Here is a 25517-nt window from a genome sequence, read left to right as displayed (position 1 = left end):
TTATTTCTTTTTAAATTCCTTCTTTAGCTTCCTAATCTCAAGCAATAATTTGATATACCCCCCCCCATACCAATTATTACTTGCTTTTATAAGGGCCTCTCCTAGCTTATAAGTCAAACACTCTTTTTCTTTTAGAGCTTCTTTATAATCAGGGTAAGATTCTAAAGGGGGTAAAGCTAAATTTGGATTTTTCTTTATTTTTAATTTATAAGCTTTTTGGGCTTGTTTGTGCGAAATTATTATATTTAATAATATCATGGGCATTATTAAATAACCTAGTAAAGATTTTGAATTTATTATCATAGCTTGTCCTAGTTTATAAGAGAGTTGGTTTTGAATGCGGGATTTGGCTGTGCCGTATTGGGTTTGGAAAGATAATTTAGATTGAAGTTGGTTAAGTTGGGTTGATTTTTCTTGTATATTGTTTTGCAAAATATGAAGTTGTTTTATTTTCTCTTTTATATTGTTTTGCAATTGATCGATTTGGTTTATATTAGAATTTATGATAATATCTTTTTCTTGTATAGTTTTATTAAGAGTATTGTTTAGGTTTTGAGCTTGGATTAAGTGTGCTTTGTTATCCTTTAAAGTTGTTTGTAAAGAATTTATTTGATTGGTTTGATTAACAATAACCTTGTCTTTATTTTGAATAATAATAGTTTTATCTATGATAGTTTGATTTTTAGTTTTAACGATATAAGCTATAAATTCAGCTATTTTATCCCAATACTCGGGTTTCATTTCCTTAAGTTCATAATTTTCTTTATAATTACTTAAATCTTTTTTTGGAAATAATCTTTCTTTATGAGGAAAGAATTCTTTTCTTACCCATTCGTTTGATTCTTCGAAATAATCTATATAAGATTGCACTACTTCCTTTGGAGGTTGGAATTTAAGGTGAGAATCTTTGGAGGTGAAGTGTTTTACTGCAAAATGATGCAAATCACCTCTAAAAATATTTCTAGCATTATTGCAAAAAAGAGGTAAAAATTTATTAATTCTTCTCAGTAAATCTATTCCCAATAAATCTAAACTCTCATTTTGCTTTGGAGGTATGATAAATTCATCATCCCATTCTAAACCTATACTATGTATAAAGTCTTTTAATAAATCTCCTTGATAAAATTCATTTTTGTCAAATAATCTTACAATCAGATTTTCTTTGCCAAAAACTTCTCCCCACCACTGCAATGTCTGTTTATGATTGCAAATGTGGTGGAAATGAAATAAATTTTTCTTATAACCCAATTTATACTCTTCTTTTTCTTCTTTTAATTCAAAACTATCTATTTCCTCCCATTTAATAGCTTCTGATAATAAAGATCTTAACATCTCATTTGCATCTCGAATATAACATATAACTTTGATATTTGTAAATCCTATTTTTTTAAAAAAAGTATATAATTTTACAATTTCTCTTTTGCGAGTTAATCTAGATTGTAACAGTTCGGAAGAAAAAATAATTTTATGATTGAACTTTACTTCATCTTTAATTTTACTAAAAATATTTTTTTTATGTTGTTTTATTGCTTGAAAATTCCATAAAGAGTTATTTAAAATATAACTATCTTTTTTATTTAAAGAATATCCTAAAAAAGCTAAATCCCAATGATTTTTTATACCTATAGATTGAGCAAAAAAATAATTTTGTTTTTGAATTATACTTTTATTGATATATAAAAATTCTTGTATACTAGTAGTTCCTGTTTTTTCAGTCCCTATATGCACATAAGCAGTCATTTATACTTCCCATTTAAAAATCTCAAAATCATATCCACATTTTCATTAAGATCTTCTTTTATTATATGTATATGTGGATTTTTAGGTTTTTCATAAGGGCTATCTATACCTGTAAAATTTTTAATCTCTCCGTTTCTTGCTTTTTTATAAAGTCCTTTTGGATCTCTTTTTTCACAAATTTCCAAAGGTGTATCAATAAATATTTCTATATATTCATCATCATTTAAAAGATCTTTTATAAGCTTTCTATCTTTTTCAAAAGGGGATATAAAAGCACAAAGCACTATCATACCAGCATCCATAAAAAGCTTACAAAGCTCTCCTATACGCCTTATATTTTCTACTCTTGAAGCTTCATCAAATCCCAAATCACCATTAAGTCCATGGCGTACATTATCTCCATCTAAAAGATAAGTATGAAAACCTTGCTCAAAAAGTTTTTTCTCCACTGCATTGGCCAAAGTGGATTTACCACTTCCGCTTAATCCCGTAAACCACAACACACGAGGTTTTTGATTTTTAAGTTTAGCTCTTTGAGTTTTTGTAATGCTACTTGTATGCCAAGTGAGATTATTATCCATTTTTTAGCCTTAAAATTTAAAAAATATCGGAGTCATGATCAAAACCATAGCCGAATATGTCAAAGAAACTATCCAGCCAATCTTTACAAAATCAGTAGTTTTATATCCGCAAATCGATCCTACCATGAGATGAGTTTGGTAACCATGAGGCATCATAAAACCACAACTTGCCCCATAAGCAACTGCTAGGATAAATGGAACCGGATTTACTTCAAGCGCTAAAGCTGTGCTATAAGCGATAGGAAAAGCTAGAGCTGCAGCAGCGTTATTAGTAATGATCTCGGTTAAAAGCAGGGTTAAAAGATAAATTCCCACAAAACTTCCATAAAGTCCATATGCTCCAAAAGTCCCTATAATCAAATCAGCAAAATCCTTAGCCAATCCACTATCAACCAAAACCTTTGTAATAGCTAAAGAAGATCCTACTATGATAAAGATTTCCAAAGGAAAGCGTCTTTTTATCTCATCAAAACTTATAAATTTAAATACAAACAAAAAAGCTAAAAATACTAGCAATGCTTTAAGCAAAGATACTATCTCTAAGGCTGATAAAGCAATGATAGCCAAAAATGCAAATACCACTATAAAACTTTGGACATTGCTTAGTTTTTGATTTTGAATAATATTTGAAATGATATAAAAGTTTTTGTTGATATTATCCCTTGAGTGAAAATCCTTACCCACGCTTAAGATAAGTCTATCTCCAGCTTGCAATACGCTTTTACCTATCTTGGAAATATTTTGAGAGCCTCTTTTTAAAGCTATAATCCCCGCATCAAATTTAGCCCTAAAATTAGCCTCTTTTACGCTTTTACCTATCAAGCTTGACTCAGAATTTATCACCACATCTACTAAATTTAATGTTTCAAGCTTGATCTCTTGAGCACCCATTTGTAAGCCATCAAATTTTTTTAAAGTTTCTAGATGAGTTATATCTCCACTAAAAATCAACACATCACCTTCTTTTATAATCTCATCATGACTTACTGGAGAAATGATCTCATCTTGTCTTTGAATTTCAAATAAAAACAAAAACTCCAAATTTCTCAGACCATTTTCTTGTATGGTTTTTCCCGCTAATGAGCTATTTTTCAACACTTTAGCATTAATCAAATACTCATTAATGGCATTTTCTTTTTCTTTATACTCAGGCAATAAAAAACTAAAAATCAAAAGCACTATAAGTACACCAATACTTATACAAAAACCCACTGCAAAAAAATCGAAAATTTTTAAACTTTGTAAACCATTTTGCACTACAAAAGAATTAACTATCAAGTTAGTTGAAGTGCCTATCAAAGTCATCGTGCCACCAACTATGGAAAAATATGAAAGCGGGATAAGTAGTTTAGAAGGAGCTTGAAATTTATTGTTTTTTATAATACTCATAAAACTTGCTACTACTGCGGTATTATTTAAAAATGCAGAAATACCAGCTGTAATAACACCAAGTTTTAAAAGTGATAAATGATAATTTTTTCCTATGATAAATTTAGAACACCAAGCGATAACTGCACTTTTTTCTATCGCTAGTGAAACTAACAAAAGCAAAATAAGCACTATCAAAGATTCGCTCGTATAAGAGCTAAGCCAGGTGTTTAAATTTAAATACCCCAAAAGATAATAAAGCACAGCTACACTACCAAATAAAATAAAAGGTTTAATTTTATTACTAATTAATAAAATAAGCAAGATTAAAATACTTAATGCAACAATAATTTTCATATTTTTTTACATTCCCATTCAGGATAGTTTTTTCTAATGTAAGCATTAAGTTCTATTTCTGCTTGAGTGTAAATTCTACTCTTTTCTTCACTTGCTAAAATTTCTTCTACCATACCTGCTGCTAAGGTTTCATTAGAGTATTTATCTATAATGATAAAACTTCCTAAAGTTTTATTGTCCTTATAAGCTTTAAGAGCTGTTTTTTTATTAAGCTTTAAGGTACATTTAGCAATATCATTGAGTTTTAATTCACTGCTTTGAAATTCTTTGAAAGTATTAATGTCTTTTTTAAAATCAATTTTTTCAAATACTACATTGGTAGTTAAATTTGCTATTTTGATAAGATAGTTTTCACTTAAATTAAATTTAACCTCACTCATCCATATCATCATAGCTTTGAAAGAATTTGAAATTTTTAAACTATGATTTTTAGAAACTATAACATCACCCCTTGAGATATCTATCTCATCTTCTAAAGTCAAGGTTATAGCGCTTGGAAAACTAGCATTTTTAACACTTTGAACTTTTTCATTTTTATCTAAAACTTTTAAATTTTTTATATCAGGCGTGATGATTTGTTTTACTTTACTTGTTTTTAAAGAAGGTAAAATCATAACTTCGTCTTTAACATTTATACTGCCACTCGCAATATTTCCACAAAAACCTCTAAAATTTAAATGAGGGCGATTGACATATTGCACACTCATGATAAACTCATTGCTCAAGCTAGTAGTAACAGGCAAAGTATCTAAAAGCTCAGATAAGGTTTTTCCATCATACCAAGGCATATTAATGCTTTTAGAAGCTATATTGTCTCCATCTAATGCACATATAGGAACAAAGTGGGTTTTAATATGCTCATGATTTTTTAAGCATGGTAGAATTTCTTGATAATTTTTACAGATTGTATTAAAAATTTCTTGATTATAATCAATCAAATCCATTTTATTCACAGCAATAATAAATTGTTTTATATCAAGCAAACTCGCTATATAAGAATGCCTTTTAGTTTGAGTTAAAACCCCTTTTCTAGCATCTATAAGTATGATAGCAATATCAGCTGTACTAGCACCTGTTGCCATGTTTCTAGTGTATTGTTCATGGCCTGGAGTATCTGCTATGATGAATTTTCTTTTGTCACTTGTAAAAAAACGATAAGCCACATCTATAGTTATACCTTGCTCTCTCTCGCTTGCAAGCCCATCTACTAAAAGTGCAAAATCAAGCTTTTCTCCTGCATTGCCAAGCTTTTTACTATCTTTTTCTAAAGATAAAATTTGATCTTCAAAAAGCATTTTTGCATCATAAAGCATTCTACCTATAAGGGTGGATTTGCCATCATCTACACTACCACAAGTGATAAACCTACAAAGCTCTTTATTTTCATGTTCTTTTAGGTATTTTTCTACATTTGTTTTCATTAAAAATACCCCTCTTTTTTCTTTTTTTCCATACTTGCTTCTTCATCAGTGTCTATAAGCCTACCTTGTCTTTCACTTGTCTTAGAAAGCAAAAGCTCTTCGATGATTTCTAAAACATTGCTAGCATTTGAATTTATAGCTCCTGTTAGCGGATAACATCCTAAAGTCCTAAAACGAACCAATTCTTCTTTAGCATTTTTAGCAAGCTCTTTTGGCATTCTTTCATCATCGACTAAAATTTTAGCTCCCATATACTCTATCACTGGACGCTTTTTAGCAAAATAAAGACTTGGTATGGGAATGTTTTCTTTATAAATATATTGCCATATATCAAGTTCTGTCCAATTGCTCAGCGGAAAAACCCTTATAGACTCGCCTTTTTTGTGACGACCATTGTAAATATTCCATAATTCTGGGCGTTGATTTTTAGGATCCCACGAGTGATTTTCATCTCGAAAGGAGTAAATTCTTTCTTTTGCGCGTGATTTTTCCTCATCTCTTCTTGCTCCGCCAAAAACTGCATCAAATTGATATAAATCAAGCATTTGTTTTAAGCCTTGAGTTTTAGAGATGTCAGTGTGCATAGATGAGCCATGTGTAAAGGGAGAAAGGTTTAATTCTTTAATCTTAGGGTTTTGATAAACGATAAGCTCCATACCAAGCTCTTTGGCTCTTTTATCTCTAAATTCTATCATTTCTTTAAATTTCCATGTAGTGTCTACATGCACCAAAGGAAGTGGTGGCACGGCAGGATAAAATGCTTTTTGTAAAAGATGAAGCATCACTGAACTATCTTTGCCTACGCTATAAAGCATAGCTGGTTTTTCAAACTCAGCTACAACTTCACGGATAATATGGATGGACTCTGATTCTAAAAAGTCTAAATGGGTCATTTTTCTACTTTACTATAAAATATGGGTTTAATAAATTTTCTTTATTATACACTAAAGGTTTTTGGGTGTCAAAATTATAAGTCATTTTACCCACTTCCCTAACTATAGCATCAGCGGCTGCAGTATCCCACTCCATAGTAGGGGCTAGTCTTGGGTAAATATCTGCTTCATTGCTAGCTACTAGACAAAGCTTTAAAGAGCTGCCCATGGAAACAAATTCTTTTTGTTTGGTCGTTTGGATACTATCGATAAAATTTTTTGTTTGCTCGTTTAGATGGGATTTGCTAGCGACTATTTTTAAAAAATCATCATTTCTTTGCAAGGGTAACTTTATGCCATTTTTAAAAGCGCTTTCACCTTTTTTAGCACTATATAGTAGATCCAATGCCGGAGCATATACTACACCCAAAACTGGAGTATCTTTATAAATCAAAGCTATATTTATAGTAAATTCTCCATTTTTGTTGATAAACTCTTTAGTGCCATCAATTGGATCTACGCACCAAAAATATTCCCAATTTTTTCTTTGCTCATAAGGTATAGTTTTGCTTTCTTCTGAGAGTATAGGAAGGCTAAATTTAACAAGCTCTTTGCAAATAATCTCATTTGAGATCAAATCTGCTTCACTTAAAGGCGAATTATCATCTTTATAAGAAATTTTAAAGTCTTGATTGTAAATTTTTAAGACACTCTTGCCTGCTTTTATGGCTATATCGTTTATATCTTTTAAGATAATTTGACTAAGCATGATTAGCCTTTTTTCTAAATTCTCTTTTTAACTTCCTAATCTCAAGCAATAATTTGATATACCCCCCCCCATACCAATTATTACTTGCTTTTATAAGGGCCTCTCCTAGCTTATAAGTCAAACACTCTTTTTCTTTTAGAGCTTCTTTATAATCAGGATATGATTCTAAAGGAGGTAGTTTTAAAGAAGGATCTTTTTTTATTTTTTCTTGATAAATTTTTTGTTCTTGTTTGTGCGAAATTGTTATACTTAGTAACGCTATAGGTATTGCTATATAGCCTAGTAAAGATTTTGAATTTACTATCATAGCTTGACCTAGTTTATAAGAGAGTTGGTTTTGAATTCTTTGTTTGGCTGTGCCATATTGAGTTTGGAAAGATAGCTTAGATTGAAGTTGATCGAGTTGGGTTGTTTTTTCTTGTATGGTTTTATTAAGAGTATTATTTAAATTTCGCATTTGCACAAATTTGGCTTCACTATCTTTGAGAATTATTTGTAAAGAATTTATTTGAGTGGTTTGAGCTGCAATAGTTTTGTCTTTATTTTGAATAATATTAGTTTTATCTATGATAGTTTGATTTTTAGTTTTAACGATATAAGCTATAAATTCAGCTATTTTATCCCAATACTCGGGTTTCATTTCCTTAAGTTCATAATTTTCTTTATAATTACTTAAATCTTTTTTTGGAAATAATCTTTCTTTATGAGGAAAGAATTCTTTTCTTACCCATTCGTTTGACTCTTCAAAATAATCTATATAAGATTGCACTACTTCCTTTGGAGGTTGGAATTTTAGATGGGGGTCTTTGGAGGTACATAAATATGCACCAGAAATAGTACTTGGAAGCAAATGTTTATAGCTTTTATTGGTTCTTTTAAGCAACTCTATTCCCAATAAATCTAAACTCTCATTTTGCTTTGGAGGTATGATAAATTCATCATTCCATTCTAAACCTATACTATGTATAAAGTCTTTTAATAAATCTCCTTGATAAAATTCATTTTTGTCAAATAATCTTACAATCAGATTTTCTTTACCAAAGACTTCTCCCCAAGATTCACAAATCCATTTGTAATCAAAATTATGTCTTTTAAAATGTTTTTCAGGGCTGGTTTCATAAGAAATATACTGATGTGCATTTTTTATATCTTGTGATGAAAACGAAATCATTAAATCAACTGGATTTCTGATATAAAGTAAAATAAAAATTTTAGTAAAACCCAATGAAATTAAAAGATTTTTTAATCCAAGTATGTTTTTTTTATCCTCTATAGACCATACAAATCCTTCTGATGAAAATATAGTGGTAATTTTATCATCTATTTCACTTTTTAGTTTGTCGAAAAAAATATTATTATAATTATTTATTTTATTTTTTTGAAATTCACAAGATAAAGTAACCAATTTCCAATGTTGTTTATCTTTTTCTATACTTAAAGGATATAAAAATTTATTCTGTTTAAGTTTACTCCTATTTTCAAAAAGAAAATTTTGAATAGTTGTTGTTCCTGTTTTAGGCGTCCCAATATGTACATATGCAATCATTAATAACCTTTACAAATCTAATATTTTTAAAATACCTTCTCTAAAATATATTTTTTGTTCCCAATTTGGTAGCTTTTCTCCACCTTCAAAAGGTATAAAATTTTCTCTATTAGAATAAGGTAATACACCCCAGATAATATTTAATTTTTCTTGAGCACATTCTTCAAAGATATTTGATAACTGCTTTAAAGTAATTCTTTCTTTTGAATGTAAAGCATAAATTACATTATTTGTATTTTTTTTATTCTCAAAGTTATGAATACATTTTTCAAAAGCATTAATAACATCGTCAATATAAAGCATATCAATAATTTGTTCTCCACCACTCATTCTAATAGCTTCTTTAGTCTCTAATGACTTTTTCCATAAATTAATAATTTTTGGACGCCAATCATTTAGTCCATATGTATCATTTAATAAAATAGTTACAAATTTATATTTAGCAATCTGAGTATAATAATTTGCAATATTTAAAAAAGCTGTTTTTGTTGCTGCGTATAAATTAAGGGGATTGTTTGACAAGTTTTGATAGAATTGCCAAAAAGTCCCAATATTTATAAACCAGCCAGAAAAACCAATTAAATATAAGATTTCCAATAATTTAATACCAAATAAAATATTAGAATCAATTAAATCTTTTAAATCTTCGGGCCTATGATGCTTTAAATATAAAGTCGCAAGATGCAAAACTCCATCTATTTGTTCTTCTTGGAGGTTTTCTTTCAGCACAGCAAAATCTTCATAATAACAAATTTTACAATAATCTTTGATTTTATCTATATTGCTACTTTTTCTTACCAATGCGATAATCTCATATCTATCGTGCATTTGTAAGATAAAATTAGTCCCTATAAAACCCGTTGCACCAGTTACTAAAATTTTCACTTATTTTATCCATCTCAAATTATAAACAATCTTATCTTGTCTTTCGATCAAAGGTTTGAACTCCATCCAAGCTGTAGCTATAACCAAAACATCACATTCAGAAATAATCTCATCAAGACTGTTTCTATAATACAATTTATAGTCATAAGTCTTAGCAAATACATCATTTGCTATAGGATCGTAAGCATATATATTCTCAAAACCTAAATTTAAAAGTTTAGAAATCAAGGTGGCAGATTTAGTATCCCTTACGTCATCACTTCCTGGCTTAAAACTTAGACCTAAAATTGCAATTTTTTTATCTTTGGAAATTTCTTTTTGTATTTTATAAGCGTAAAAATCAAGAATTTCATCATTAACTTTTAAAATATCATTTAAAATTTTTGCCTCATATCCTTTATCTTTACTTTTTTTATACAAAGCAAGAGTGTCCTTAGGTAAACAATATCCACCAAAACCCATTCCAGGGTATAAATAACTAGTTATACCACTAGGATTTCCACTAAATCTTTTATCGCTATGTAATATTTTAAAAGCACTTATAACATCTATATCGCCTATATTTTGTGCAATCATGCTCATTTCATTAGCATAGCTTATACTCAAACTTAAAGTAGTGTTACTAAGATATTTAATAAATTCACCTGTATTTAAAGAAGTAAAAAATACAGGTGAGCTAAAAGGCTTATACAATTCTTCTAGCTCATGAAAAATTTGTGCATCCTGACTACCAATAACCACCCTATCAGGATTCATAAAATCACTATAAGCAAAGCCTTCTCTTAAGAATTCAGGGTTATTTACAAGATGACATTTTTGCCCTACACTAAGACCCAAAGATTCTAAATGTGGAATAAAAACTTCTTTACAGCTTGAAGGTGGAACTGTGGATTTTATCACCAAAATTGGCTCTTTTTGGCATTTATTTAAATTTTTTGCAGTTGTCCTAAGCGCATCCAATAAAAAACTCAAATCAGCGCTTCCATCTTCACTCATAGGTGTACCAATACAATAAAATATAATTTTAGCTTCTTTTAAAGCTTCTGTTGCATCGTTAGTGATTTTCAACTTTTTTCCCAAAACATCATTTAATGCTTCTGGCAATCCTTCTTCATGAAATGGTATTTTTCCGTCGTTAAGCAATAAAGCTTTATTTTTATCTATCTCATATCCAATAACATCAAAGCCTTTTTTTGCAAATCCAACTGCTGTAGTAAGACCAACAAAACCTAATCCAAAAACTGTTACTTTTAACGACTTCATAAAAGCTCCCCATTTTCTTTTTCAAATTTCAAAAACTTTAAAAATCTTCTCACACCATCTTCAACTAAAATAGTAGGGTTGTATTGTAATTTATTTCTAGCTTTATCAATAATTGGACATCTACGATTTGGATTATCTTTTAAATAATTTTTATCTTCTGAAACAGCAAAGTTAACTTGTGGCTCAAAATTAAAAATTTCTTTTGAATATTTAGCATATATATACGATAGCTCTTTTACAGAAATTTCAGGTTTATCAATACCTATATTAAAATAATCAAATTTTCCATGCACTAAAACCTTTAAATATCCCACAATAGCATCAGCAATATAACAAAAAGTTCTTTTTGGGGATCCATCACTAAGAATTTCTATATTTTTACCTTCTATAACTGCTTTAGCAAAATCTGCAGGTACCCTTTTGTCTCCTATACTCATTCCTGGACCATAGTTGTTAAAAGGTCTTGCTATAGTAATTGGCATATTAAACTTTTGTGCAAATAAAGAACACATTGTCTCACCAAATCTTTTAGATTCATCATAACATGCTCTAGGACCTATACAAGCTACATTGCCTCTATACTCTTCATCAGTTGGAATTTGACTAATATCAGGATCACCATAAATTTCAGAACTAGAAAAAAATAAAAATCCTTTGATGTTTTTATTTTTATAAAAATCAAGCAAAGAGCGTAATCCCCAGATATTTGCATCTAGAGTCTCTATAGGATAAGTACGATAAAACATAGGGCTTGCAATACTTGCAGCATGAATTATCAAATCAGCACTATGAGCATCTTTTAAAAGATCGATTTTATCATTTATAATATCAAATTTATGGAGCTCTAAAATATCAAAATAATCATTCGATAAGTGTTCTAACCATTTTGGCTTTCTAAGCATAAAGTTATCTAATGCAATAATTTTTTTTATATTTAGGTCTTTTGAATATTTTATAAAAAAATTAATAAAATAAAATCCCAAAAAACCTGCACACCCTGTAAATAAAATTGTAGAGTTATTAAATTTTTGTTTTTCAACTTTAGTTAGAGAATTATAGATATACTCTAAATCCTCTATCACTATTGGATTTTCCAAACAACTATAAGATTTCATATTAATCTCCAACTTACTTTTGTTTTGCACAAAATTCTTGAATTCTGCAAATCATATATTCAATCATTTCTTCACTCATACCTGGGTATACTCCAATCCAAAAACTATCATTCATTATTTTTTCTGTTACTTCTAAATTTCCTACTACTCTATAGTCTTTATCCTTTTCCAAAACATCAAAAGCAGGGTGTCTTATAATATTACCTGCAAATAATGTTCTTGTTTGAATATTACACTCTTCTAAGAAACTAGTAATTTCATTACGAGTAAATTTTACACTATCTTTTAGAGTAATCATAAAACCAAACCAACTTGGTTGAGAATTTGGCTGTGTTTCTACCAAATGAAATTCACTGAGATTTTTTAGTCCATTATATAGTTCTTGATAATTTTTTTGTCTTTTTTCTATAAATTCAGGAAGTTTTTTAAGCTGAGCACAACCTATCGCAGCTTGCATATCTGTAGCCTTTAAATTAAAACCAAAATGAGAATATACATATTTGTGATCATACCCTTTTGGCAAACTTCCAAACTGTTGAGTAAAACGGCAACCACAAGTATTATCTTTTCCTCCTTTACACCAACAATCTCTCCCCCAATCTCTCATAGATAATATAATTTTTTTAAGCAAAAGATTATTGGTATAAACAGCTCCACCCTCTCCCATGGTTATATGATGAGCTGGATAAAACGAACTTGTACCTATATCTCCCCAAGTACCAGTATATTTATTATCATATTTAGAACCCAATGCATCACAATTGTCTTCAATCAACCAAAGATTATTTTTATCACAAAACTCTTTAATAGCTTTAATGTTAAAAGGATTGCCTAAGCTATGCGCAATCATAATCGCTTTAGTTCTAGAACTTAAAGCTTTTTCAAGTTGAGTTACATCAACATTGGCAAATCGCAATTCCATATCAACAAAAACAGGAACTGCTCCATACTGAACAACAGGGGCAATTGTTGTTGGAAATCCCGCAGCTACAGTTATAATTTCATCACCTCTTTTGATTTGTCTTTCCTTTAGCAATGGTGAGGTTAAAGCATAAAAGGCTAATAAATTTGCAGATGAGCCAGAATTAACTAGAAAGGCCCATTTCACTCCTAAAAAATTAGCAAGATTTTTTTCAAACTGCTCAGTATATTTTCCAGCAGTAAGCCAAAAATCTAATGAACTATCAACCAAATTTTCCATTTCTTTTTCATCAAAAATACGCCCTGCATAATTTATCTTAGTTTTTCCTTCTATAAACTGAGTTTGTTTGTTTGCATGATATAGTTTATAATACTCTTTTACTTTATTTAGAATATCTTGTTTTAACATATCCGAATTCATTTAATCTCCTTTTATTAATTATTCCATAAGACCCATGGAGCTTTATTTTCTATCCACATTTTTGTAAGATCATTTTTATCTTTTAAAGTATCCATACACTTCCAAAAACCATAATGTTGATAACTATAAAGCTCACCATCTTGTGCTAAATTTCTTAATGGTGCTTGTTCAAAAACTGTCATATCACCTTCTTTAATATAGTCAAACACCTTAGGCTCGCATACAAAAAAACCACCGTTTATCCATCCTGCATTATTTAAACTAGCATCACCCTTTGGTTTCTCTGTGAAACTTTTTATACGATTTGTTGAATTATCAATATCCAAAGCTCCAAATTTTCCCTCAGGAAGCACAGAGGTCATTGTAATAGCTTTACCATGATTTCTATGAAAACTCAACAAGTTATTGATATTTACATCACTTACACCATCACCATAAGTAAGCATAAAAGTTTCATTGCTCACATAATCTTTAGCATGCAAGATTCTACCGCCCGTCATAGAATCTTGTCCAGTATAAAGCATGGTTACTTTCCATGGTTCGTGTCTAGTATTATGAATTTGAACAGAATTATCTAACATATCTACTGTTATATCGCTGTATTGCGTGTAGTAATTTATAAAATAATCTTTTATAATATGCCCTTTATAGCCTGTTAAAATAATAAAATCATTAAATCCATAATGACTATATATCTTCATTATATGCCATAAAATAGGTTTTCCACCTATCTCTACCATAGGTTTTGGCTTTAAACCTGTTTCTTCCGAAAGCCTTGTCCCAAGACCACCTGCTAAAATTAAAACTTTCATTTACGCACCTTTCTTCCTTCTCTTTTTAACTTCCTAATCTCAAGCAATAATTTGATATACCCCCCCCATACCAATTATTACTTGCTTTTATAAGGGCCTCTCCTAGCTTATAAGTCAAACACTCTTTTTCTTTTAGAGCTTCTTTATAATCAGGGTAAGATTCTAAAGGGGGTAAAGCTAAATTTGGATTTTTCTTTATTTTTAATTTATAAGCTTTTTGGGCTTGTTTGTGCGAAATTATTATATTTAATAATATCATGGGCATTATTAAATAACCTAGTAAAGATTTTGAATTTATTATCATAGCTTGTCCTAGTTTATAAGAGAGTTGGTTTTGAATGCGGGATTTGGCTGTGCCGTATTGGGTTTGGAAAGATAATTTAGATTGAAGTTGGTTAAGTTGGGTTGATTTTTCTTGTATATTGTTTTGTAATTGATCGATTTGGTTTGTATTGGAATTTATGATAATATCTTTTTCTTGTATAGTTTTATTAAGAGTATTGTTAGAAGTTTGCATTTGCACTAATTTTGCTTCATTATTTTTGATAGTTGTTTGTAAGGATTTTATTTGAGGAACAACAGTATTTTGATAAACATCTACTTTATTATTTTCAATTCTTCTATATATCTCAATCAATTCTTTTTTAAATACTGGAGTTTGCATTGCAATATGCCACCAAGTATCATAATAAGGATATTTTATAAATTTAAAATCTTGATCTAGGTGAGAATAAGGTGTAACCCAAGGCTTTCTACAACAATGTGTAAAATGAGCAATTTGAATATTCCTTTCAGACTGCTCAAATTCACTACGAGTATATTTCCAGTAGGGTTTTAAACTTTCTCCTTTAAAGGTTATTTTTTTTCCTAGTCTACTTATAACATAATGACCGCCTATCCAAAAATTCCACCTTGGTGATAATTCATAAATATCATCTCCCAATACAGCATTTATCAAATCTTGCTCTACCCATTTTGGAATATACTGTTGAAACAATAATTCACATTGCTGTGAAATATTTTTTTGCCTCCACTGTTTAAGATCAATTAACATCACATCTACATTCGAGTAATATTCAGGATAAGGAAAAATAAAATCTAATTTTTCTACATCCCTAGATTTCATACTTCTTAAAAAACCTTTAAAATTAAAGCAATCTGGTGCCATGCCAACTGTTTTATTTTGCAAATCCATTTCAATAAGCTTTTTTATATTTCCAAGAACCAAAACATCAACACCTAAAAAAATGCACTTGTCAACATCAACAGGCAATGCTTCTGCGACCTTTAGCCTCCAAAAACTTGCGGTAGAACCTGCATAAATCGGATGATTTTTATACTCATCTTCATTAATAAAAAACAATGAAATATTGACAGTGTAGTTTTCATTAAGCTTTTTTTCAAAAGCCTTAATTCGATCTACCATTGATTTGGTTATCGAGGATGAGGTTATAATATAAAAACAATATTCTTCCTTATGATCTCCATGCATTAGTATACTTGTAATCACAACAGCACAATACTTAATATACTCAATACTACATGAAAAAGCAATATGCAACATTAATCTTCCTTAAATTTAGAATAAAATAAATAATAATCCTCAGGTATGCCAATATCTATAAAATAATCATCAAAAATTTGGGTTTGTATTTTTAATGATTTATAGTTTTCTTGCAAAAATTCTTCAAAAGAAAATTTCTTCTCTAAACTAAATTCATCAAAAATATCTTTTTTGAGTAAGTATATACCACCGTTGATTAAACCCTGCTTTTTAAATACCTTTTCTTCAAAAGATGTCACAATACCTTGCTCATCAACATTGACTGTACCATATCTATCAAAATTTTGCATTTGTTTTAAAGCTATGCAAATTTTACTACCATTTAAAACAAGCTTTTTTAAATCAATGTCAAAAAAAGTATCTCCATTTACAACATAGACTTCATTTTTTACCAATTTTAAAGCATCTTTTATAGCTCCACCTGTGCCCAAAAGCTCTTTTTCGATGTTATAGTGTATTTTCATACCATGAAATTCATCTTTAAAATACTCTTGAATCAGTTCATATTTATACGAAACACTTAGAATAATCTCAGTAATTCCTTGCTTTTTCAAATACTCTAAAACAAAAGCTAAAAAGGGTTTTCCATTGATCGGCGCCATAGGCTTTGGAAGATCTTGCACTACGCTTCTAAGCCTAGTGCCAAGACCCCCAGCTAAAACTATAGCTTGCAATCAAATCCCTTGCCAAAAAGCTCTTCTTCTACTATAGCACAGATAATATGCCCTATCAAAATATGTGCTTCTTGAATTCTTGGCGTACAAGATGATGGCACTTTGATACAATAATCACAAAGTTCATTCATAGCTCCGCCACTAGCTCCGGTTAAACCTATGCTTAAAATTCCTTTTTCTTTGCAAACCTCCAAAGCTTTTAAGATGTTTTTACTATTTCCACTTGTAGAAATTCCTATAAAAACATCCCCACTCGCACTTTGAGCTTGTACTTGTCTAGCAAATAAATTTTCATAGCCATAATCATTGCCAATAGCTGTTAATATACTCGTATCCGTTGTTAAAGCTATACTTGCAATACCTGGTCTATCAAAGTAAAATCTACTTACAAACTCCCCTGCTATGTGCTGTGCATCAGCTGCGCTTCCTCCATTGCCTGCTAGTAAGGTTTTATGGCCATTTTTGTAAGCGCTGATAACTTTTAAAGATGCTTCTTTGATCAAATTAATCATATTATCATCATTTAATATTTTATCTTTAACATCAATCGAATCGCTAAAATGAGATTTTATATATAGGTTTAAATTTTCCATGATTTTGCCCCCTCTTTTGTAAAATAAAATTCCTGTACATAGCCTTGCTGTTCATTTAAAATTTTTCTAAGCTTATATTTTTTCACAGGATCTACCATAAAAAACATAAATCCTCCAGCACCTGCTCCGCTTGTCTTGCCACTATAAGCACCATTTTCCATAGCTAAATGATAAATCCTTTCAAGCTCATCATTGCTAACAATTTCAGAAATAATCTTTTTTGATTGCCAAGATTTACCTAAAATTTGTGCTATTTTTTCAAAATCAGCTCTAAATAACGCCTCTTTCATATCTAACGCATCTTGTTTTATCGCATGCATGGCATTAAGTGAGTTTTCATCTCCTAGCTTTCCCTTTTTATGCTCTTCTATGTCCTTTGCTTCTCTAGTGATATTTGTAAAATAAAGCAAAACCCTAGCTTCAAGCTCACTTGCTATCCAGTTTTTAATGCGTAGAGGATTGACTATAACTCTTTTTTGATCATAAAATTCCATAAAATTAAATCCACCAAAAGTCGCAGCGTATTGATCTTGTGCGCCTCCTACTATAGCCATATCTTCCCTTTCTATCTCATAAGCCAAACGAGCGATTTCATACTCACCTAAAGGAAGATTGAGCCACTCAGCAAATGCTTTGATGATACCTACTACCAAAGTAGAACTACCCCCTAGTCCACTACCACTTGGTACATCTGAATAAGTATACAAAGAAAAACTTAAAGGTCTTTTAACATAGTCTTTTATCAAGCGATTATAAATCGCTTTGTAAAGATCTAATTTGCCATCATTTTCTAAAAACTCTTTACTTTGATACTCTACTCTTATGCCAGTATCAGAAGAATCAAAAACGATTTTTTGATCATTTCTTTCTGTCAAAGTACAATGCACATAAAGAGATACTGTCGCATTTAAAACATAACCTGTGTATTGATCACAATATAAATTTATATCAGTACCCCCACCGGCCAAACCTAAACGCAAAGGTGTTTGAGAACGGATTATCATGATCTGCTACCTATTAAGTGGGATTCTGCCCATGGAGATTTCTTTTCTCCAATGATTTAGTAAATCTTCAAACATTTTTTTAGTTGGAATTTCTGGCTTCCAATCGATATAACTTTTTATTTTGGTATTGTCAAACATTTGATAGTCTGCATCAATAGGACGTAATCTTTCTTCATCTTGCTCCACTTTGATATCTTTTCTTGTAGAAAAACCTAAAAGTATATCAATAACTTCAGGAAGTTTAAAGGCTTCTTCACCGGCTATGTTAAAAGCTTCGCCGCAAGGAACATTGCCTTTTTCACTTTCTAATGAAAGTAGATAATAAGCTCTTATAGCATCACGACAATCCTGAAAGGTTCTTACACTGGATAAATTTCCTACTTTTACAACAGGCTCTTGATACCCTGCTTCTATCAAGGCAATCTGCTTTGCAACAGTGCTTTCAAAAAATACATCAGAACGCCTTGGGCCACTATGAGTTCCCATTCTGGTAACATATGTTTTTATACCATAGGCCTCACCGTAAAATCTTCCTAAATAGTCCGTGCCAATTTTACTTATACTATAAGGGCTTGCACCATGAAAAGTCGTATCTTCATTTAGCTTGACACCCACTTTTGCCCTACCATAAACTTCACTAGAAGAGCAAACATGTACCACAGGATCATAGCCATCTTTAGCTTTTAATAATCTAATATTTTCTAAAATATTTGCTGTGCCTATGATGTTCGTCTGTAGAGTTTCTATAGGTATATCAAAAGAGGTTTTTGGATAAGACTGTGCGGCTAGATGAAAGATCACATCAGGTCTTTTGCTTTCAAAAAGCTTTTGAATACTTGAGTAATCGTTTAAATCAGCATAAAAAATGCTGATTCTATCTTTTTTATTTATCCTGTCGCTTAAATGATAGATATTATCCATTGGCTCTTGCCAACGCATCATGCCTATAACATCATAGTCTGTATTTTCTAGTAAAAAATCTGCCATTTGCGAGCCAACTTGCCCTGTAAAACCAGTAATTAACGCTGTTTTTTTCATAGATTATCCTATTGTCTTATATTTTGCTCTTTTAAATACCACTCATACATCATTTTGATACCCTCTTCCAACTTAACTTTTGCCTTCCAGCCTAATTTTCTAATTCTTTCAGTATCAGTTGTCTTTAACATTGTTCCATCAAGCTTAGAAGAATCAAAAACAATATCTCCTTTATATCCTATAATATCTTTTATCAAAAAAGCAATTTCTTTAATTGAGTAATCCCTACCATCGGCCAAATTTAAGTGGGTATTATGAAAATTTTCATCATATGATTTTAACACAGAAGTATCAATTTTATCCATTGCAAAAATGCAAGCATCTGCAACGTCGTCCACATAAATAAACTCTCTTCTAGGATTACCACTTCCAAGTAATGTAACCTTATTTTCATCAATATCAAATTGACTTAAATATTTTAAAACATCTTGTATATTATCTAGTCTCAAATTATTGAATAATTCTTGATGTTTTTGTTCGTTTAGTAATTTTCCTAAATAAATTTTTGCAAATATTGCAGGGAAAACATGAGCTGTAGCTAAATTAAAATTATCTCCAGGTCCGTAAATACTTGTTGGAACTAGAGTGATAAAATTTGTACCAAATTGCTGATTATAAAACTCACACATTTTATTACCTGTAATTTTAGCAATCGCATAAGGTTCATTAATAAATTGTAATTTTCCTTCAAGCATACTTGTTTCCTTTATTGGCAATGACACATTCTGAGGGTAAATACAGAGAGAACTCAAGTAAAGCAATTTTTTACAATTATTTTTATAAGCCTCATGTAGTACAAAAGTTTGCATTATTAAATTTAAATACAAAAAATCAGCTCTTTTTTCTAACTGTTCCATCATGCCACCCATTTTAGCCGCACAAAAAAAGATATACTCGGGCTTCTCCTTGAAAAAAAATTCTGATACAGCTTGTTGATTTGTCAAATCAAGCTCAGAATGCGTTTTAAAAATTAAATTTTCATAACCATCATTTTGTAATTTTTTCAAAATTGAAGAACCAATCAATCCCATATGTCCTGCTATATAAATTTTAGAATCTTTATTCATTTAATTTCCTTTTGAAGCTAAAATATCTCTTTCTGAAAGAATCGGAGATTTAGTTGGCCAATCAATTCCTATTCTCTCATCATTCCAAGCATAAGTAAATTGATCAGGTGCATCCAAATACTCACCCTCATATGCGAGCTTATAATAATAAACAGCATCTTTTGAGCTAACATAATGTGAATTACCCATATTTGGTGGTAGCAAGATTAATTGCTGATTATCTTGATTAATAATAAATTTTTCCCATTTAAGATAAGTTGGAGAATCTTTTCTACAATCAACCACGACTTGATGCACTTCTCCATAAACACAAGTAACAAGTTTCCAAGTCTTAATATCACCATGAATACCTCGCAATACATTAAAGTGTGAATTTATAAATTTATCATGTTTAAATTTTAAACCTTTGGGTACAATATCTCCCAAATCTTCCTCAGTAAATGCGGTCCATATCTCTCCTCTTAAATCTCTAAATTTATTTGGAGTTATGATATATACTCCTTTTAAAATTTCTGATTCTTTTATATTAAATTCAATTGCCATTATTTCTCCTTAAATTCCCTCTTCAATTTCCTAACTTCAAACAACATCTTAACATATCCACCCTTATACCAAGTTTTATTAGCCTTTATCAAAGCTTCTCCTAGCTTATAAGTCAAACACTCTTTTTCTTTTAGAGCTTCTTTATAATCAGGGTAAGATTCTAAAGGGGGTAAAGCTAAATTTGGATTTTTCTTTATTTTTAATTTATAAGCTTTTTGGGCTTGTTTGTGCGAAATTATTATATTTAATAATATCATGGGCATTATTAAATAACCTAGTAAAGATTTTGAATTTATTATCATAGCTTGTCCTAGTTTATAAGAGAGTTGGTTTTGAATGCGGGATTTGGCTGTGCCGTATTGGGTTTGGAAAGATAATTTAGATTGAAGTTGGTTAAGTTGGGTTGATTTTTCTTGTATATTGTTTTGTAATTGATCGATTTGGTTTGTATTGGAATTTATGATAATATCTTTTTCTTGTATAGTTTTATTAAGAGTATTGTTTAAATTTTGTATCTGCAAACTAGTTCTAAATTTTAAAATATGCATAGCAACATATGCAATATAAGGATATTGCAAACAACTACTTTTTAAATATATATCAAACAAATTAGAATAAACAACCCCTATCCATCCCTTTAAAAATAAAGTTTTTAAATATTCGCTCTCTCTTGTCAATAATATTGTTTTTAACATTTCATTTGCTTTTGAAAATTCATTATGATTTAATAAAACATCAATAAGATGTATTCTATATTTGTCATTTTCATAATCATACTCTAATGCTTTTTCCAAAAATTCGATTAAATTTTCCTTAGAAATATTTATTTTTTTAGACACTATAAATAAATGAAAATAGCTAAATGCTTTCTGTGAGTTAGATGTATTAAATTTTTCTATATTTTCTTTTATAATATCATATAACTCTTTTTCATTAAAAACAGAATAATTATTAATAAATTTTTGATTTCCTATATAATTAGCTAGTCTTACAACAGCGGAATTTGTTCCATACAATATTTTAGCATATGACATGAATATTACATCGTAAAAGAATAATTCCATATTTGAAAGTTGGTTTGAATTTCTAAAATCTTCCATTACAAAAACATTTTTAAAGTTACAAAATTTAGCGATTTGACGAATGGATAGCAAGTCATCCCCAACCAATACAATATTTTTATTTTTATTTTTTTGTATAATTCCAATAGCTATTTCACATGGTGTTGCATGATAAATAGATTGTAAATTAAATTTCCTAAACTCAGCATAATCATAAATAGCATCGCCACTTCTAATGTGAATACATATAAAATCTTTAAATTTCATACAAGTTTGCTTTGCCATATTAACTATTTTTTTTACAGATTCTGAAAATTCAATATCTTTCCAAATATTTTGCATATATTTTCTATACTCTAAATCATCTATATCTTTAAAAACTCTTGTTGATAGATCAGAAAGAGGTACTGAAATATAATCATATTTATTAACTTTTAATTCTTTTAAAAACAAATCAAAATTTGTATAAACTTTACCATCAATTCCAAAAATTGAACCATTTATACTCTCTAAAAAATATTTATCAATAAAATTTTTAGAAAATATTTCGGTATGCGACTCAACACATAATCCTAAAATACTAACATTATCATTTTCAACTTTTCTAAAATTATTAGTATCAGAATCTTTAGTAAAGGGAATATAATTTTTCCATGTAAATTTAACTTGTTTATTTAATATTTTAGCAAGATACATAGCATTCATCAAAGATATCAATCTAGAACCAGTACCATCTGTTCTGTTAGCTATAATTATGCTCATATAATTTCCTTAAAAAAATTTTCAAAACAATTATATTTTTTACTATTATTTTGCTCAAATGCTCGACTTATCAAAGATGATTGAAATAACAATAATTTCTCAAAAATACTTTCTTTACTTTTTGCAAAATCATTAATTAATATTTTATAATTTTCATAAAATAATTCTTCATTATCAATATATAAAGAATATCTTAATTTAAATTGAATAATTGCTTCACCTTCCAACAACTGTTCAGCCAAAATGAATACATTTTTTACGTCTTTAATCTCGACTAAATTTTTAAGTATTTCTATCTTTGTTTTAATACAATATTTCTCTATGCTTTGTTGATCTTCAATAAATTCTTTAACAAAAATATAACAGCTGCTATTATATGCACAAAAAGCAAAATTATACACTACATCCTCTGATATAAAATCATTTTTTATAATATTTAACCATTTTTCAAATGCTTCATAATATAATTGTTTATTCTGTGCTAATAGGGCTTTTTCTTTTGTAGCAAACGCTTTATTGTGTTCCTGTTTTGACATTTTTATTATAGAATTATAAATTCTAGAACAACTCTCTATATCTCTATGTATAAAAGTTTGTGTAATATTTTTACTATAAAAATCATCTAACTCACATTTGTTATTAAGCAACTCATCTAATTTTACCATCAATTCTGATTCATTATTTACAACTGGTCCAAATCCATTTTTTCTATAATCAAAATTATAATCTCTTTGATGGTGAATACCTTGTAAATTTTCTTCTTCATCAAATTGATAAAAAATAGTAGGTTTATTTTGTATAGCCATTTCACTACATGCTGTACTATAATCAGTTATCATAAGATCCACATTAGCAAAAATATTTTGCAAACTCATACCATTATTTCTTACATCCACTTGAATATAAGAAGGTACTTGAAAATAAGATAGGTAAGGACGGATTTGAAAATGAGGAAAAAAATAAATTTTATAATCATATTTTTTCACAAGCTGCTCAAGCTGAGAACTTTGTATAACACTTTTCCATTTTTTAAAATACTCACATTCTAAAAATTCCAAATTTATTTCTCTAATCCCTGTATTAGGAATTACATTGCCAACTATATTTTTTCTCCATGTTGGCATTATAAGGATTTGTTTATTTTCTTTTTTACTTTTTTTTAAAAGACTATCATGTCTTGCAAAACCCGTCAATAGTACTTCTTTTTTTCCAAATTTATAGCGACTATAATTATCTGCTATATTATGCCGCTCTAAAGTATTTGCAACGGTTATCATTTTAATCCAAGGATTACAATTAAACCAAGCAGACACATCACTTGCAAATGTTACCCCATGTTGTAAGAAGATAAAATCCTTATTAAACTGTTTTAAATATCTTCCAAGATAAGCATCGCAATGAGAACTAATAACTTTGGAAGCTTTTTTTATAATCCTTTCAAATTCAAAACTTTCAAATTCTACTAGATTAAAACCTTCTTTTTCCAATCTTTCCCAATCTGAGCTTTCTTTTCTTAATGCAAAAACTATTTCTTGCTCAGGATGATTTTGCATAATATATCTGTATAAATGTTCTGCATTATCATCTGCTTCATAATCTCTATCCATTAAAAGCCAAATATTACTCTTTGGTAATCTTTTTTGAAATTCTTTTCGGATGTCTTGGATGTTTACATTTTGAAGTTGCTTCTTATTGAAAGTTATTCTGGTCTTTACTCCATCTATAAAAAATTCCAATTTACCCTTAATATCAATAGGTATAGAAACCCATAATCTTTTTTGATAGCAAAATACTCTATCTAAAAAATCGTATTTAACTATCTTTTCATAATCTGCATATATTACTTCATTATCTATTCTAATACTTTCGATATCTTTATCATCTCCAGTATAGTAAGTAATTAAAATTTGCTCTTTGTAAGGGTCATAATCTTCTATATAAGCTATTTGAAATGATGGTTTTTCATTTTTGAAACAATTTAAAATTCCTACTTTATAAAAAAACCAACAACCAGCTAAATCAAAATTAATAATTGTTTCAGTATCTATATAGGAGAAATTTTGATCTAGTAGTTCTAAATATCTTTGTTTTTCATTTTTACTCATAAAAGATAATTTTTCAGGAGAGTTGATTAGATCTCGGAATTGCCACATGAAGTGGTATAAACAAATATTTTGAATATTCAAAAGAATCTTATCTTTAAACAAAAATCTGTTATACTTTAATAATTCTAAAGTTCCAAGTTCACTTCCAATTAAATATAAATCAGAAGTATATATTGATTTTTGAGAAGTTGAATTTCTATCTTTCCTTCTTCTATAAAAGTATTTTGCCTTTGACAAAAAGGCACTTTTTAAGTTAATATTTTCTAATAAATACTCATTTATAAATTTAGCATCTTCGAAATTTGGTTTCAATTTCTCATCAAATATTAAATTGTTAATATACTCATAAAAAATAAATGTACTTCCAATGCTACCTTGAATATACTTATTTAAATTACTATTTTGTAATATGGTATATTCGATGCGAAATTTATGCTTTAAAGGATGTTTATCACAATAAGTAAATGTTGACTCCATATAATATATCATATTACACGCTATCATACAAATATCATCATCTTGGTGAGCTGATAAAAATTTATCTACTTCATAAAAATAATTTCTATCCAAAAAATCATCTGGATCGGTAAAAGTAACCCAAGGAATTTGATAGTCATTTTCTTGCATATATTTTAAGCCTAAATTTCTAGCACTAGCTTGACCACCATTTTCTTTGTAAAGATAGACGATATTTTTAGGATATTTTTTTTGGTATTTTTTGATTATTTGTGCAGAATTATCAGTAGAGCCATCATCTACAAGTATCATAAAAATATTTTTTTTAAAATCAAGTCTTTGGTTTATTATGGATTTAAAATAATCATCTAAATATTTTTCTACATTATATACAGCTGATATTATAGCGTATTGAGTGAAGCCTTTGTGTTTTTTGGGAAGGTATTTGTTATATACACCACTCAACCAGAAAACTTTTTTTTCTATAGCATCTTTGAAGAATAGTTTTGGGTCTTTAAATAATTTTTTTGTTTTTTTAAAAACAGACATAAACAACCTTTTTTTAATAATGAATTTTGC

At 29.2% G+C, this 25517-nt stretch carries 21 protein-coding genes; all 21 read right to left on the bottom strand.

Going from position 1 to position 25517, the window contains the following annotated elements; translation table 11 throughout:
• The 21 genes from FOC43_RS08925 to FOC43_RS00425 are packed head-to-tail and all read right to left on the bottom strand — an operon-like array spanning position 1 to position 25487.
• Entirely contained in the window at positions 1 to 1740 is a 1740-nt protein-coding gene (locus FOC43_RS08925; protein ID WP_231133869.1) for a hypothetical protein, read from the bottom strand.
• Positions 1737 to 2321, bottom strand: coding sequence for an adenylyl-sulfate kinase (cysC, locus tag FOC43_RS00520; protein ID WP_004283433.1), 585 nt, complete (start codon positions 2319 to 2321; stop codon positions 1737 to 1739). The genes FOC43_RS08925 and cysC overlap by 4 nt, the downstream gene beginning before the upstream one ends.
• A gap of 9 nt (positions 2322 to 2330) precedes the next feature.
• The gene (locus FOC43_RS00515) at positions 2331 to 4046 is read right to left on the bottom strand and encodes an SLC13 family permease (protein ID WP_004283430.1); all 1716 of its coding nucleotides are present in this window, start codon (positions 4044 to 4046) and stop codon (positions 2331 to 2333) included.
• Entirely contained in the window at positions 4043 to 5467 is a 1425-nt protein-coding gene (gene cysN, locus FOC43_RS00510; protein ID WP_004283422.1) for a sulfate adenylyltransferase subunit CysN, read from the bottom strand. The genes FOC43_RS00515 and cysN overlap by 4 nt, the downstream gene beginning before the upstream one ends.
• Positions 5467 to 6360, bottom strand: a complete 894-nt coding sequence (cysD, locus tag FOC43_RS00505) for a sulfate adenylyltransferase subunit CysD (RefSeq protein ID WP_002789583.1) — start codon at positions 6358 to 6360, stop codon at positions 5467 to 5469. Before cysD ends, cysN begins: the two co-directional genes overlap by 1 nt.
• Before the next feature lie 4 nt (positions 6361 to 6364).
• Positions 6365 to 7108 (bottom strand): 3'(2'),5'-bisphosphate nucleotidase CysQ, encoded by a 744-nt coding sequence (gene cysQ / locus FOC43_RS00500; RefSeq protein WP_004283418.1) that lies wholly within the window; start codon positions 7106 to 7108, stop codon positions 6365 to 6367.
• Positions 7101 to 8654, bottom strand: coding sequence for a hypothetical protein (locus FOC43_RS08920; protein WP_231133867.1), 1554 nt, complete (start codon positions 8652 to 8654; stop codon positions 7101 to 7103). Before FOC43_RS08920 ends, cysQ begins: the two co-directional genes overlap by 8 nt.
• Positions 8655 to 8663: 9 nt before the next feature.
• Positions 8664 to 9539 (bottom strand): NAD-dependent epimerase/dehydratase family protein, encoded by an 876-nt coding sequence (locus tag FOC43_RS00490; protein WP_004283413.1) that lies wholly within the window; start codon positions 9537 to 9539, stop codon positions 8664 to 8666.
• Entirely contained in the window at positions 9540 to 10802 is a 1263-nt protein-coding gene (locus tag FOC43_RS00485) for a UDP-glucose dehydrogenase family protein (protein WP_002837095.1), read from the bottom strand.
• The gene (locus tag FOC43_RS00480) at positions 10799 to 11917 is read right to left on the bottom strand and encodes an NAD-dependent epimerase/dehydratase family protein (RefSeq protein ID WP_002837096.1); all 1119 of its coding nucleotides are present in this window, start codon (positions 11915 to 11917) and stop codon (positions 10799 to 10801) included. The genes FOC43_RS00485 and FOC43_RS00480 overlap by 4 nt, the downstream gene beginning before the upstream one ends.
• A 13-nt stretch (positions 11918 to 11930) precedes the next feature.
• A complete protein-coding gene (gene rfbH, locus FOC43_RS00475) occupies positions 11931 to 13259 on the bottom strand; it encodes a lipopolysaccharide biosynthesis protein RfbH (RefSeq protein WP_004283411.1) in 1329 nt (442 codons plus the stop codon).
• Positions 13260 to 13273: 14 nt separating this feature from the next.
• Positions 13274 to 14071 (bottom strand): glucose-1-phosphate cytidylyltransferase, encoded by a 798-nt coding sequence (rfbF, locus tag FOC43_RS00470; protein ID WP_002837098.1) that lies wholly within the window; start codon positions 14069 to 14071, stop codon positions 13274 to 13276.
• A 25-nt stretch (positions 14072 to 14096) separates the two neighbouring features.
• Complete coding sequence (locus tag FOC43_RS00465; protein WP_155820372.1) at positions 14097 to 15635, bottom strand: glycosyltransferase; 1539 nt, start codon at positions 15633 to 15635, stop codon at positions 14097 to 14099.
• Positions 15635 to 16309, bottom strand: coding sequence for a D-glycero-D-manno-heptose 1-phosphate guanosyltransferase (gene hddC, locus FOC43_RS00460; RefSeq protein WP_002836594.1), 675 nt, complete (start codon positions 16307 to 16309; stop codon positions 15635 to 15637). Before hddC ends, FOC43_RS00465 begins: the two co-directional genes overlap by 1 nt.
• On the bottom strand, positions 16297 to 16902 hold the full coding sequence (gene gmhA2, locus FOC43_RS00455; protein WP_002836597.1) for a D-sedoheptulose 7-phosphate isomerase: 606 nt from the start codon (positions 16900 to 16902) through the stop codon (positions 16297 to 16299). Before gmhA2 ends, hddC begins: the two co-directional genes overlap by 13 nt.
• A complete protein-coding gene (gene hddA / locus FOC43_RS00450; protein ID WP_141043353.1) occupies positions 16890 to 17909 on the bottom strand; it encodes a D-glycero-D-manno-heptose 7-phosphate kinase in 1020 nt (339 codons plus the stop codon). Before hddA ends, gmhA2 begins: the two co-directional genes overlap by 13 nt.
• 3 nt (positions 17910 to 17912) lie before the next feature.
• Positions 17913 to 18944 carry a GDP-mannose 4,6-dehydratase gene (locus FOC43_RS00445; protein WP_002836601.1) on the bottom strand — a complete coding sequence of 344 codons (1032 nt, stop codon included), beginning with the start codon at positions 18942 to 18944 and terminating at the stop codon, positions 17913 to 17915.
• Between the two features lie 8 nt (positions 18945 to 18952).
• On the bottom strand, positions 18953 to 20011 hold the full coding sequence (locus FOC43_RS00440) for a GDP-L-fucose synthase family protein (RefSeq protein WP_004283408.1): 1059 nt from the start codon (positions 20009 to 20011) through the stop codon (positions 18953 to 18955).
• Entirely contained in the window at positions 20012 to 20554 is a 543-nt protein-coding gene (locus FOC43_RS00435) for a dTDP-4-dehydrorhamnose 3,5-epimerase family protein (protein ID WP_002836604.1), read from the bottom strand.
• Positions 20554 to 22377 (bottom strand): O-fucosyltransferase family protein, encoded by a 1824-nt coding sequence (locus FOC43_RS00430; RefSeq protein WP_052784057.1) that lies wholly within the window; start codon positions 22375 to 22377, stop codon positions 20554 to 20556. The genes FOC43_RS00435 and FOC43_RS00430 overlap by 1 nt, the downstream gene beginning before the upstream one ends.
• Positions 22374 to 25487 (bottom strand): CDP-glycerol glycerophosphotransferase family protein, encoded by a 3114-nt coding sequence (locus FOC43_RS00425; RefSeq protein ID WP_155820369.1) that lies wholly within the window; start codon positions 25485 to 25487, stop codon positions 22374 to 22376. The genes FOC43_RS00430 and FOC43_RS00425 overlap by 4 nt, the downstream gene beginning before the upstream one ends.
• Between the last annotated feature and the right edge of the window lie 30 nt (positions 25488 to 25517).

Origin of the sequence: Campylobacter coli (genome assembly GCF_009730395.1) — a bacterium.
GTDB classification, from domain to species: domain Bacteria; phylum Campylobacterota; class Campylobacteria; order Campylobacterales; family Campylobacteraceae; genus Campylobacter_D; species Campylobacter_D coli.
The sequence above is the reverse complement of the archived record's forward strand: the minus strand, read 5'-3'. Positions and strand labels throughout refer to the sequence as shown.